The organism is Pseudomonas sp. ZT5P21, from assembly GCF_054897785.1.
Map to the genome: position 1 here is coordinate 1,599,055 of NZ_CM142705.1, position 11,835 is coordinate 1,610,889.

Genomic DNA, 11,835 nt, shown 5'->3' on the forward strand with positions numbered 1-11,835 from the left:
AATAGTGTGCCTGCCAACGGGCGACATCAAGTCTGTTTAAGCCGGGGCTGGTGGCACCGGTAACAGTTCGGTCCAGTTTGGGGTCGAGCAGTCACTGGGGATGTGCTGATTGAGGATAGGTTGTCTGAGGATCCAGCCTTGAAGCTTTTCGTCTTTGAATACCGGGGTGGGTTCTATGCACTCACCCTTGGGCGCAACCTTGACTTGGTCCACCGAAACAAACAGCGGACCGGGCAGATCGAACACGGTCCGGGATTGGCTTTCCAGCCCCGTATCCTTGCGGGCAGAACATGAGTTTCTGCGCCCGCTCAGGTCGGTTGTCATCACACCGGCCTCTTCCAGATTTGCATGCCAGACATTCATTACAACAGCGGGTCCCTGACCTCTCGGGTGAGCGGCAAGACAGCTTTTGATCGCCGGCATGAAACGAGGATTGTTTAAAAAATGAGTCCAGTTGTCTGGCTCGGAGGCTTGTGCCTGGATCGTCAGCCCAAGGAAGGCGGCCTGTAACGAGGCCATGATGATTATCTTGCGCAATGTGAGTATCCGCCTGGAAAGAATTGGGCGGATTCTGGACTCGACGCTCATGAGGTGGTGGGTAAAAGGTGTTTCCAAATATGCTTAAGCAGTTTTTGATACTTGTGTAGGACTGGTGCGTAAAAACAGGTTTCACCGCAGGTAGCGGTTCGCTGCAAATTCAGCGATCGGGTCTAGTAGCCTGGATACTTTAGGCGCATGGCGTCCACCGTTCGTGATCGGTTCGCATTATGGCGACTGTGTGTGGGAGGACCTTCGGGTCTACCGGGTTCTAGAGTCCTGGTCTGCTAGCCCGTGCACAGCTGCCACCTTATTTTCGTCTAGCAGCGAACCGGGGCAGCTCCATCACTCTTGGAGCATTGCCATGTTCAAACCTACGCCCAACCCTCCACGCAATCCCGGCACCATGTTCTTCATAGCCCCGGACATCAGCACCAAAAACCTGCTGGCGCACGCCTGCGAATCGTTGGCCTCTGCGAGTGTCATGACCAATGACTTGGCTACTTTTCTTGAGGGCAGTCATTGCAACACGGCACTGGCGATCGCCCAGATCGTCATGCTGGCCGAGCTGGCTGTGAATCGGGCGCTGGAGAACCTCGATCCGCAGGACTGGTTCGTAGCTGCAGATCATTCCCACGCTCTGCGTGGTAATGCAGCCAGGGACGCTCCGCGTCCCAAAAGCGGGCGCAGAACTTTCGTTGAGCTATTCCCACGCGGACGGTTCGACGCCTCGACGTGGGAAGGTTTATCGGACATCACCCTGTTGCACTTCGCTAGTCGAACTAATCAGGTCCGCGACCACTGTTGACCGATTAGCCTTTCGTGTGGCCAATCCAAGGATCGCCTTGGGCCAATCAAGCTGAAGCGGCCTGTAGTGCAGGCCATCGCGTTGAATTCGTTGCATCGATGCGGGTACCACGGCGATACCCATGCCCGCAGATACCAGATTAACAGCGGACGATAGCTGGGGCGCCTGCTGACGGATGGTCGGATTGAAACCGCTTTGTCGGCAGGCGGCCACGATATCCGCACTCAGACCATAACCGGATTTTCGCGAATACAGGATGAAGTTCTCCTGCCGTAGATCAACGAGCGACAAACGCTTGCGTGACGTTAAGGGATGGCCATCAGGCAGGACAACAATAAGTGGTTCTTCGGACAGCGTGATGAACTCAATGTCGCCACCCATAGCAAACGGAGGTCTGACAAACGCGGCATCAATTTCTCCACGGCCGAGCCTGGAAATTAGCGATTCGCTATCGTTCTCTTCAAGGTTTACCTCCACCTTGGGGTGCTGTCTCTGGTAGCGACTGATCAAACCGGTGACGGTATCGTTGAACGAAGCGGATTCGGTGAATCCCAGTTTCAACGAGCCGACCTCTCCTCGTGCGGCGCGGAGCGCATTTTTTTGGGCGTCCTCGGCACGCGCAAGAATATCTTGTGCCGATACCAAGAATACCTTCCCAGCATCACTGAGTATGACGCCGCGTCCTACCCGGTGAAAAAGCGGCGTACCGATTTCATCCTCCAAATCACGTATCTGCTGTCCAAGCGGGGGTTGGGCGATCCCAAGTTGCTCGGCTGCTCGTGTGAAGTTCTCCGCTTGGGCCGTGACGACGAAATAACGTAGATGCCTGAGTTCCAATTAGGACTCCAAAGATACTAATTCTGTACTTTCTAAATATTAGACATTTTGTTTGTCTGACGCCATGCTTCTTGTGCACCAAAGATACCGTCTGTGGTTCGGTCAGTCCGAGATTCAGGAGAACTTCATATGAAACCAACTCGACAATTGCGTGAAAAACTATCCTCAGGTTCTCCTGTGATAGCACCAGGCGTCTATGACGGTATATCCGCTCGTCTAGTTGCTATGGCGGGTTTCGACGCGGTCTACGCCAGCGGTGGGGCAATTGCGCGTTCTGCTGGATATCCGGACATCGGTCTACTGAGCTTCAGCGAAGTGTTAGAACGGATCGAGAAAATTGTCGAAGCGAGTGACCTGCCAGTGATTGCAGACGCCGATACGGGATTTGGGGGGGCAGCCAACGTTCAGCGCACGGTTCGAGCTCTTGAGCGTGCCGGTGTCGCCGCCTTCCACCTTGAGGATCAATCGTTTCCCAAGCGCTGCGGCCACCTGGATGACAAAAAGTTAATAGATGTAAGTGAGATGTGCCGAAAAATTCGGATTGCACGCCATACGCTTATAGATCAGGACTGCATGATTATTGCCCGTACCGATGCAATTGCGACAGAAGGTTTTGAGTCAGCGTTAACCCGAGCCGAACAGTATGTGAAGGCAGGGGCAGATATGATTTTCGTAGAAGCCCCGGAGACTCTGGATCAGATTCGCGTGATTGCCCAACGTATCCCAGGACCGAAGCTGATGAATATGTTCTACGGGGGCAAGACTCCCTTGATGCCCATTGAAGAGCTGTCCTCTCTTGGTTACGTCATCATTCCTTCGGATATGCAGCGTGCTGCGATACACGCGATGCAAATCGTTTTGACTGAAATCAAACGCTCAGGGGATAGCAGCGCCATCGCAACGCAATTGACGAGTTTCGAGGAGCGCGAAAAAATCGTTCAGACCAACCGGTATCTTGCGCTGGATTTGTTATAAGTCCGGCCATGAATGCGGACTGCAGGAACTGAGTTAAATCAAGACGTAAAAGCGAGCCCGCGGACCATAGGAAAGCAACATGGATGCGCAACTCATTACCGTCCAGTGAAGAGTTTGGTCAAGAGGTAAATCATCGTACCGCGGTCTATGTCGCAGCAATCCTCGGACTCGCCGCACTTGTAGGACAAAGTGGGCTCGGAACATTAATAGGTAATGAAGTACTCACCCTCGCACCGTTGGATCCGGCCTCACCTTTCCGCAGTTACGCCTCAGTCGTAGGTCTTTCCACGCTGCTCAACTTTGTGGTTACAGCGAACGGAGTACCAGCGCTATTTACTCCTTTGGCGCAGTCGTTAGCCACCGCGTCCGGGTTGCCTTTACTTAGTGTTCTGATGATTCAGGTCATCGGGTTTTCAACACCGCTTCTGCCTTACCAAGCCTCTCCGATTGTTCTTGCTATTGAAATGGGAAGAATCCCTTTCGTGGCAGCGTTGCGATTGAGTCTAGCGCTTGCATTCATCACGTTTGTTGTATTGGCTCCCATCAATTACGGATGGTTCGTTTTTCTAGGTTGGTTACCATGATCCAGCAGTTTGCTTGAAGTGAATCACACGTTAACCGAATAACCAAAGTCGATCTCGCTAGCGGGGATACCGCCTCGCATTCCCCAATTCTCCGCATCGTGCTCATCCAGTAGGATGAGTACCGAAGACGGAGCAATAGTCAGCAACTCCGCCAGTGTGTTGCTTAGCTCCTTATATAATTTGCGTTTGGTTTCCAGCGTACGGCCTTTGAACACAGTAATGTTCACCTGTAGATACTCCGGCTTATCACCGGGAGCGCGAAAATCTTCTTCGCGATAGTGTTTGTATCGGGCTTGTAGTTCTTCATCGCTGACCCCAAAGGCCCGTTTCAGGCATCGATAAGTCGTTTCAATGACCTCGCGTCGGATGCCCGGGGGGCGGTTGACCGGATCTTCAACTCGTACGATTGGCATAGGAAAACTCACGAAAGGTGAAGAAATGAGGAGAATTCGAGAAATTGTTTATGGACGATCTTGTGTTGTTCCACCAGCCAGTTCAGGGCGGATGTTTGGTCTTGCGGTGGTTTGTCTTGAGACAGCTTGAAGCGGCCTTCGATGGTTTCTGGGTGTATGGCAAGGCCGAGGATGTGTGGCACGTTCCGTATGATTCTCGGGTCTTGAGGGTCGACGCGATACTCGCAACCCTCGGGCGCGAACCGTTGTGCGCTTTGCATCAGAATGTCGAGGTTTTCAGTTTCTTTATCGATCACCTCGATGTCGGCCTGCATATGGACCGCCAGGTAGTTCCAAGTAGGCAATTGCGCATTGCGGTAGGCTTCTGGGGGGATATAACTCGACGGCCCGATAAAGGCGATATGACACTTGAACGATGCAGCCTCCCTGAACTGGGGGTTGCGTCGATCCACATGGCCAAACAGGGTCCCATCCGGATTGCGCAATAAAGGGATATGGCTGCTGTGAAAGTTGCCACCCGTCTGGGACGTAATCAGCGCCAATGGAAACGTGTCGATAAAACGATTGATCAGGCGCTGATCCGTACAACGATGCTCACGGTAGTGGAAAGGACACTGACTCAAGAGGGGTCTCCCGACAGACTTGGACGGTTAATAAGAGCGAGTACGCGACGACGTTGTTTGTAGCGGTCGACGGCGATAAGCGTTTGCGCCAGCCACCCAAGGACGCCGCCCCTGTGCCAGTAACGAGAAGAGGGAAAGGGCAGCTTCATGCTGTCTTTACCCAGCAGCCGGTCTGTCAGCGTACGGCCCATCAAGGTCGATAGCGCCAGGCCACGGCCATTGCATCCGCTCCAGCTGATGATGCGCTTATCGGGGCTATCGACCACCGGCATCGCGTCGTGGGTCAGCCCTACCCAGCCCGCCCATAGGTGTTCCAATTCGCCTGGAGGTTTTGCATAAATCGTATGGAGGCGTTCCTTGAGCAAGGAGCTGCATTGATTGACTGACTGCGCCAACGGCAATGTAAAACACCCAGTCAGTACCCGGGATCTCTCGAGCTTGCGAAAAAACCACATGTCTTTGCGGTTATCCGAAAACGGCATTACACCGACCTCCGGCTCATCCTCGGTCATAGCAAACGTGGCGAGGATCAGGGCCACTGGGCTCACCGCCTGTCGAGTCATACGGCTTGCCTCGACGCCATAGGCGTTTCCGGCGACCAAGACGCGATTTCCCTTGAGCTCTCCCAATGGTGTGATGATGCCCACATGAGTGGCATGCGGATTGATCTGCAAGGCTGGGCAGCCTTCGACAATTCGTCCTCCACGGCTGGCAACGTCATTCGCCATGGCCTGCACCAGCGCGAAAGGGTCTACCGCTCCACCCTCCGGGTAGCACAAGCCGGCGCAATAGTGCGCAGTCCCCAGATCGCTCTCTATGCGTTGACGGTCGGCCATTTCCACGTTAATGCCCAGGTTTTTCCAGCCTTGGGCTATGGCCTGCAATTGCGGTGTGCAGTGGTGGTTTGCCCACGGCTGCATCCAGCCACTCTGGTGCGGCGTCGCAGCCGACCAGGAAAGGACATCGCTGCCGGCATGCTGAAGCGCGCGAGCGAAATGGCCAGCGCCATCCCCAAGGCTCTGGTGCAATGATTGCGGTGTGTGCCGGGACGGCACCGGTACAACGAAGCCAGAATTGCGTCCGCTGGCCCCTGCGCCTATCTGGCGAGCTTCGAGTACGGTCACCGAGCACCCGGCATCCAGAGCCTGCAAGGCGGCAGCCAGTCCGCCGACTCCAGCACCGATCACCACCACATCGCTGTCGAAGGGAAGCTGGGTCGAGCGTACGGTTTTACACGGCCACCCGGCTTGCCAGACTGATGGGGCGGCCAATAACCGGGAAAGGTTTTTCTCAGGCATAACGCTGATACTCGACCCGGGTTGGCAGATGGGTGTTGAGCGACTCGACAATGGCTTTCGAGCGCAGGGCGAGCAAGCTGAAGGAGCCTGCATCGCCCATCCCGTGGGAGGATTCGCAAAGTCCGTTGAGGTAGGTCGGCAGAGATCCGCCCAGATCGATTCGGTAATCGCGGGCGATCTGCAAGGCGCCGCGATTAGTGGTCAGAGGGGCGAGCAGAGGCGGATAGGGCTCTTCGCGCTCGCCGGTGCCCAAATCGAGAAACCCTGTAGCCAGAATCACCAGGTCGAAGGTTTTTCGAAAGGCTTTTCCTTCCAGAAAATGTCGGCTCTGCAACTCCATGCCCTCTGTCCCGGGTTCACAGGCGGTTATTTCATGGCATGTGTTGATCTCTAGCCGGTGTTCGCCGCGCAAGCTTTGCTCGTACCGCTTGATATAGAGCTGATTGAGTACATCGATGTCAGAAGCTGAATAGTTGGTGTGGAGCAGCTCCCGACGTAGCCGGGTTTTATGCTCGGGGCTTGCGCGATGAAAGGTATCGACGAATTCAGGGAAATAAACTTCATCCGAAAAGGGACTCATGTCTTTCTGCCGGTAACCGAAGTTTCGGGTGTAACCCACAACTTCCTTCACGCACGCGTGCTCACTGGCATGTAGCAGGATCTCGACTGCGCTTTGGCTGCCACCAATCACGGCCACACGGCATTGCCCGGCAGTGCGTTCGATGGTCTCTTGCAGGGCAGGCAGATAATGATTCAGGTGTCGTATCCGAGTATCGATGAGTCCGTCGAAGGGCGCTGGGATGTGCGGTGTTCTGCCCGGCGCCAGTACCAGGCTGCGAGCGCGATAGACCTGGCCATTGACTGAGCGGACCCGGTAGTGATCGATGCCACCTTCAGGGCCCGCTTCCACCGCCTCGACCGATACGGCTTCACAGCTGTAATCGACCTGCTCCTTGAAGAACTCCGCCACCCAGGTCACGTATTGCGCGTACTCAAGCCGCAAGGGGTAATGCAGCGGCAAGTTCAGGTGCTCGTAGAGACGCTGGTTTTCGAACAGAAAGTTGGTGAAGGTATAACGGCTGCGCGGGTTACGCGGCGTTATGAGATCACGCAGGGGATGATTCTGGATGTCCGAGCCTGGCAACAGCATGTTGGGCTGCCAGAGCGGGCCGGGTCGTCTTTCCAGAAAGCGCACCGTCAACGCGGGCGCCAACTCCTCAAGAGCGATGGCCAGGGCAATGTTGGCGGGGCCGAAGCCGATGCCCAGCACGTCCAGTATTTGCGTGGAGGTGCTCATGCCTGTACCTCCACGGCAACCTTGTGTGTACGATCCATGGTTTTGGCGGGCGCATGTCCAGCCAGTGCCCGACTTAGGCGCTCGACAATCTCACGCACCTCTTCGCGGGTAATCACTAACGGCGCCAAAAAGCGCAGCACGGCACCCTGCCGACCGCCGCTTTCGATGATCAGACCTTCATCCAGACAGGCTTTTTTAACCGCGCTGGCCAAGGCGCCCGCTGCCGGTGGATGGCCCAGTACATCCGGGGTTGCGTTTGGTTCGATCAACTCCATGCCCAGCATCAGCCCCCGCCCACGAACGTCGCCGATGCAGGGGAAGCGGTCTTTTAATTCCAGTAGCCCTTGGCGCAGCAACTCGCCTACTTCACGGACATACTCCAGCACGTGCTCGCGCCGGATAAACTCCAGGGTGGCCGCGCCACTGACCAGTGCGATCTGGTTGCCCCGGAACGTGCCGGCATGGGCGCCGGGCTTCCATTGATCATACTTCTCCAGATAGACCAGCAGTGAAAGCGGATACCCGCCACCAATGGCTTTAGACAGTATGATTGCGTCGGGGGTGATGCCCGCATGCTCGAAGGCGAACATGTCGCCACTGCGGCCAATTCCGGTCTGGATTTCGTCAATCACCAACGGCACTTGATGGCGCTGGGTGATTTCTCTGACCTGCCGCAACCAGTTGGCGCTGGCAGGGATACAACCCCCTTCGCCCTGGATGGCTTCGAGCAAGACCATTGCCGGCTTGCACACGCCGCTCTCGGGATCGCTGAGCACGCTTTCGAGAAACGCCAGGCTCAGGCGTTCGGTTTCAAGGGCATCGACCTGAGCACCGAAGGGGCTGCGATAGGTGTAGGGATAGGGCAGGAATTGAATTTCCGCCGGCATGCCACTGATTGCTTGCTTGGGGGCCAGATTGCCCATCATCCCCAAGGTGCCATGGGTCATCCCATGGTAAGCGCCCTGAAACACCAGCACGGGACGGCGCCCAGTTGCCGTTTTGAATAGTTTGAGGGCGGCTTCAACCGCATCCGCTCCCGTGGGGCCACAGAACTGAAGCTTGGCTGGTGAGGCAAAGTCTGCAGGCAGGGCTGCAAACAACTCGTTCATGAAGTGAAATTTGGCCGGCGTCGCCAGGTCCAGCGCTTGTTGCAGCTGTCCCGACTGCAGGAACCCGATTACACGCTTCCTGCACGAAAGGGTGGTTATGGCCCAGGGGCAGGGCACCAGCGCACGCCAGGCAGTCGATATAGTACCGACCATCACTGTCCTGCACCTGGGCCAGCGCCCCCTGGGTGAAAATCCGTTGAATATTCCGCGCATAAGTACGGGCGTTCGACTCACGGCTGCTGAAGTACTTGATAGTGTCAATGCTCATGTTCTGGCTTCCTTGTCACAGCGAGACTGTACGGATCGGTTGCGTGAAACTGCGATTTCTGGAAGCCTCCCCCAGGTTTTTCAGCCAGCGCCGGTATTCGAGCCCCATGCGGTCGCTGTTCACGTGCATCTCGGCTTTGGGGTCCAGAGGCAAACGGGCAGGGCGCTGTGCTTCGACAATGTGCCGGTCTTGTTCAAACACAATGTTTTGGCGCGAGAGGATCTGTTCCGGGGTCAGATCAGGGCCGAAATTGATGGCCACGATCAGCCAGATAATGCATTCGGCTTCATCGACGGGGGTGGCATTGAAGAAGGTGCAGAACCGCTCGGTTTCACCAGTCTTCTTCTTGAAGTAGGCTGTCGTCGGGTTGAAGACCGAATACTTATAACGCGCGGTCACGGGGATTGCGCGATGGTCGCCATAGGGCTGAAAAACACTGATTTCACTGGAGTGCAGGCCTCAGTCATCCAGAGTGACCGTGTATTTTTTTAGCGGCTCCGGGGCGTCGGGCAACCCATTGAGGTTGGCGTGGACAAATGGGAAGTGTGACGCATCGATAAAGTTTTCTAGCGCTCGCAAGGCATTTGCTTTGTAGTGGAAAGGGCCAGCAAAAAATTTTCGGTAGCTGCTGTCTTCCCACTGAGTAAAATCGGGCAGGGGTCGATCAGGCTGCTCGAGGCTCGCCCAGATAAAACCAAATCGTTCTTGCGCGAAGTGACGAAAAATTAACCGCTCGGATGAAGGTCCGGCCCGGTCAGGGTGCGCCGGCACTAGTTTGCAGTCGCCATGACGGTCATAGCGCCAGCCGTGGTATGGACATTCGATCTGCCCTTGCTTGACGCAGCCCAGAGATAATCTTGCCCCGCGGTGGCCGCAGTAATCCTTCCAGGCGTGCACGCCTCCCGACCCGTCGCGCCACAGCACCAAGTCTTCACCCAGTTCAAAACAGCAATGACTATCGGAGCTGATTATGTTTTTCCGGCCACTGGCTAAACAAGCTAGATAGCATTTGACTGCATTACCAGATGCAAACAGAAAAAAGGAAGTGTCTGTAGGAAGCAGGAGGTAATAGTTAGTTTTTTAAACGCCAAGATCGAATGCTAGCCTCGCAGACGCGGCTTTGTGGTTCAGATTCACCCACGCAGTAAGGACCAGGGCCTCTGTAAATAGGTGGCGTCCTTACACCTGCCAAAACTGTGCCCCTTTTTCTTGAGAACTGAACCTGAACTGGCAGACACGGCAGCTCGATGAACCGTGCTGCCGAACGTTGCTCTTAAGTACTTTCCCGCACCTTCAACTCAAACCCCATGTCCTGCACCGGTTTCGCCACCGTATTGCCCGCCATCAAGGTCAGCATCTGCTCCGCCGCACGACGGCCGATGGCCTCGCGCGGTGTGCTGATGCTGCTCAGGCGCGGGACCATGTGGGCCGAGGCGGGCAGGTCGTTGAAACCGAGGATCGCCACTTGTTCGGGGATTTTTATCCCGCAGCGCATCGCTTCAAGCAAGGCGCCCTGCGCCAGGTCGTCGTTGCCGAAGAAGATCGCATCGACATCGGGGTGACTGGCGATCAATTGCAGGAACAGCTCGCCACCCAGACCGACGGAGGAGGCGCGCGGGGTCAGCACTTCCAGGTCCGGATCATACCGCCCGGCCTTTTGCAGAGCTTTGCGAAACCCTTCGCCGCGCAGCAAGGTGCGCTGATCCAGTTGCGCGCCGATGTAGGCCAGGCGCTTGCGACCGCGTGACAGCAAATGCTCCGCCGCCGTTTCGCCGGCAGCGAGTTGTGAGAAACCGACACAATTGAGCCCGGCGGCACTGTCCAGTTCCATCATGTACACGCAGGGAATGTTGCTCGCCTCGATCATCCGCCGCGAACTTTCGGTGCGATCAAACCCGGTCAACAGCAACCCACGCGGCTGGTAGGCCATGTAGTTGCGCAGCAGGTTTTCTTCTTCATCGCGCGAGTAATGGAAGTTGCCGATCAGCACCTCGAAGCCCCTGGGCCGCAAAACCTGATGAATGGCTTCCAGCGTTTCGATGAACAGCAAGTTGGACAGCGATGGCACCAAAACCACGACGGAATGGCTCTGGGCCGAGGCTAAAGCGCGGGCGGCGGGGTTGACCACGTAGCTGAGTTCAAGCGCCGCTTTCTGGACTTTTTCCACCAGTTCGGTGGCCACCGTGCTGACGCCCCGCAAGGCGCGGGAGGCGGTAATCGGGCTGACGCCGGCCAGTCGGGCGACTTCATTCAGAGTGGGACGGCCAGTGGTTCGCGTATTTTTATCGTTTTTAGGGGAGGTCATCGGGCGGCTTGCCAAACAAAATTCAAGGCACTAAGGTAGCGCTGTCCCGAAGCCGCTGCAAATGCGTAAGCGAGTATTGCCTGAACCTCGCTTTTCAGCCTTGGGAACGAACATGCTGCAACCCACAAAAATGACAAGAAGGCGTCGGCAACTCCTACTTTTGCACAGGTGTCATAACCGACAAAGGTAGCGCTGTCTGCGCGCTGAGGTGTTACATGAATCATCCCATCACCGCCCTGGTCATCATGGGCGTTGCCGGTTGCGGCAAGACGTGCGTCAGCGAAGCCTTGTGCGAGCTCAGCGGCGCGACTGCCATTGAAGGCGACACTTTTCACCCTGCCGCCAATATCGAAAAGATGAGCGCAGGCATTCCCTTGAACGACGACGACCGCGCCGGCTGGCTCGACAGCCTGTGCGATGAACTGCGCCGCGTTGACGCCAAGGGCGAACGCCCGGTGCTGACCTGCTCGGCCCTAAAACACATTTATCGCGAACGTCTGCGCAGCGCCTTGCCGGGCCTGGGCTTCGTGTTCCTTCAACTCACGCCTGAAGTGGCGGCCGATCGTGTCTCCCATCGGCCGGGCCATTTCATGCCGTCGACCCTGATCGACAGCCAGTTCGCCACCCTTGAATCTCCCGTTGGCGAACCACTGACCCTGGCCCTCGACGCGTCGAACCATAGCGTCGATCAGTTGGCGAAACAGGCGCATGCCTGGTGGCTGGAGCACGGCTTGAAACGCGCCGGTTAATTTTGCTCGATGAGATAGCGCTGTCCTTATGG

The 11,835-nt window shown here is 56.3% G+C and carries 13 protein-coding genes and 1 pseudogene; 4 read left to right on the top strand and 10 right to left on the bottom strand.

Translation table 11 applies throughout. The annotated features are described in order from the left end of the window. Positions 1–36 precede the first annotated feature (36 nt). Positions 37–537, bottom strand: a complete 501-nt coding sequence (locus tag ACYZT9_RS07330) for a hypothetical protein (RefSeq protein ID WP_462009198.1) — start codon at positions 535–537, stop codon at positions 37–39. Between the two features lie 364 nt (positions 538–901). On the opposite strand from ACYZT9_RS07330, the pseudogene ACYZT9_RS07335 reads away from it, so the two are divergent. Beyond that, positions 902–1,147 (top strand): annotated as a pseudogene (locus ACYZT9_RS07335) (DUF6124 family protein); the annotation flags it as partial. Positions 1,148–1,282: 135 nt separating this feature from the next. On the opposite strand, the gene ACYZT9_RS07340 reads toward ACYZT9_RS07335, so the two are convergent. Next, positions 1,283–2,182 carry a LysR family transcriptional regulator gene (locus ACYZT9_RS07340; RefSeq protein WP_462009199.1) on the bottom strand — a complete coding sequence of 300 codons (900 nt, stop codon included), beginning with the start codon at positions 2,180–2,182 and terminating at the stop codon, positions 1,283–1,285. A gap of 129 nt (positions 2,183–2,311) precedes the next feature. Between ACYZT9_RS07340 and ACYZT9_RS07345 the strand changes: the two genes are divergently transcribed. Both ACYZT9_RS07345 and ACYZT9_RS07350 read left to right on the top strand, forming a co-directional pair. Beyond that, positions 2,312–3,157: an isocitrate lyase/PEP mutase family protein gene (locus ACYZT9_RS07345; protein ID WP_462009200.1), complete on the top strand. Its 846-nt coding sequence runs from the start codon at positions 2,312–2,314 to the stop codon at positions 3,155–3,157. A gap of 83 nt (positions 3,158–3,240) precedes the next feature. Further along, positions 3,241–3,741 (top strand): hypothetical protein, encoded by a 501-nt coding sequence (locus ACYZT9_RS07350; RefSeq protein WP_462009201.1) that lies wholly within the window; start codon positions 3,241–3,243, stop codon positions 3,739–3,741. A gap of 23 nt (positions 3,742–3,764) precedes the next feature. On the opposite strand, the gene ACYZT9_RS07355 is transcribed toward ACYZT9_RS07350, so the two are convergent. From ACYZT9_RS07355 to gntR, 8 genes are all read right to left on the bottom strand, one after another. Continuing rightward, a complete protein-coding gene (locus ACYZT9_RS07355) occupies positions 3,765–4,154 on the bottom strand; it encodes a tautomerase family protein (protein ID WP_462009202.1) in 390 nt (129 codons plus the stop codon). 8 nt (positions 4,155–4,162) lie between these two features. After that, positions 4,163–4,777 (bottom strand): FMN-binding negative transcriptional regulator, encoded by a 615-nt coding sequence (locus ACYZT9_RS07360; RefSeq protein ID WP_462009203.1) that lies wholly within the window; start codon positions 4,775–4,777, stop codon positions 4,163–4,165. Further along, positions 4,774–6,075 carry an NAD(P)/FAD-dependent oxidoreductase gene (locus tag ACYZT9_RS07365; RefSeq protein WP_462009204.1) on the bottom strand — a complete coding sequence of 434 codons (1,302 nt, stop codon included), beginning with the start codon at positions 6,073–6,075 and terminating at the stop codon, positions 4,774–4,776. Before ACYZT9_RS07365 ends, ACYZT9_RS07360 begins: the two co-directional genes overlap by 4 nt. Beyond that, positions 6,068–7,372, bottom strand: coding sequence for a SidA/IucD/PvdA family monooxygenase (locus ACYZT9_RS07370; protein WP_462009205.1), 1,305 nt, complete (start codon positions 7,370–7,372; stop codon positions 6,068–6,070). Before ACYZT9_RS07370 ends, ACYZT9_RS07365 begins: the two co-directional genes overlap by 8 nt. Further along, the gene (locus ACYZT9_RS07375; RefSeq protein WP_462009206.1) at positions 7,369–8,634 is read right to left on the bottom strand and encodes a diaminobutyrate--2-oxoglutarate transaminase family protein; all 1,266 of its coding nucleotides are present in this window, start codon (positions 8,632–8,634) and stop codon (positions 7,369–7,371) included. The genes ACYZT9_RS07370 and ACYZT9_RS07375 overlap by 4 nt, the downstream gene beginning before the upstream one ends. 130 nt (positions 8,635–8,764) lie before the next feature. After that, positions 8,765–9,205 carry a hypothetical protein gene (locus ACYZT9_RS07380; protein ID WP_462010170.1) on the bottom strand — a complete coding sequence of 147 codons (441 nt, stop codon included), beginning with the start codon at positions 9,203–9,205 and terminating at the stop codon, positions 8,765–8,767. Between the two features lie 3 nt (positions 9,206–9,208). Beyond that, the gene (locus ACYZT9_RS07385; RefSeq protein WP_462009207.1) at positions 9,209–9,676 is read right to left on the bottom strand and encodes a Rieske 2Fe-2S domain-containing protein; all 468 of its coding nucleotides are present in this window, start codon (positions 9,674–9,676) and stop codon (positions 9,209–9,211) included. Positions 9,677–10,022: 346 nt separating this feature from the next. Beyond that, entirely contained in the window at positions 10,023–11,054 is a 1,032-nt protein-coding gene (gntR, locus tag ACYZT9_RS07390) for an HTH-type transcriptional regulator GntR (RefSeq protein ID WP_462009208.1), read from the bottom strand. A gap of 215 nt (positions 11,055–11,269) precedes the next feature. On the opposite strand from gntR, the gene ACYZT9_RS07395 reads away from it, so the two are divergent. Beyond that, positions 11,270–11,803, top strand: coding sequence for a gluconokinase (locus tag ACYZT9_RS07395; RefSeq protein ID WP_462009209.1), 534 nt, complete (start codon positions 11,270–11,272; stop codon positions 11,801–11,803). The last annotated feature ends 32 nt before the right edge of the window (positions 11,804–11,835 follow it).

Coding starts and splice junctions, on each gene's coding strand:
- ACYZT9_RS07365 (WP_462009204.1), bottom strand. CDS start 6,075: ATGCCTGAGAAAAACCTTTCCCGGTTATTGGCCGCCCCATCAGTCTGG.
- ACYZT9_RS07370 (WP_462009205.1), bottom strand. CDS start 7,372: ATGAGCACCTCCACGCAAATACTGGACGTGCTGGGCATCGGCTTCGGC.
- gntR (WP_462009208.1), bottom strand. CDS start 11,054: ATGACCTCCCCTAAAAACGATAAAAATACGCGAACCACTGGCCGTCCC.
- ACYZT9_RS07345 (WP_462009200.1), top strand. CDS start 2,312: ATGAAACCAACTCGACAATTGCGTGAAAAACTATCCTCAGGTTCTCCT.
- ACYZT9_RS07375 (WP_462009206.1), bottom strand. CDS start 8,634: ATGGTCGGTACTATATCGACTGCCTGGCGTGCGCTGGTGCCCTGCCCC.
- ACYZT9_RS07355 (WP_462009202.1), bottom strand. CDS start 4,154: ATGCCAATCGTACGAGTTGAAGATCCGGTCAACCGCCCCCCGGGCATC.
- ACYZT9_RS07395 (WP_462009209.1), top strand. CDS start 11,270: ATGAATCATCCCATCACCGCCCTGGTCATCATGGGCGTTGCCGGTTGC.
- ACYZT9_RS07350 (WP_462009201.1), top strand. CDS start 3,241: ATGCGCAACTCATTACCGTCCAGTGAAGAGTTTGGTCAAGAGGTAAAT.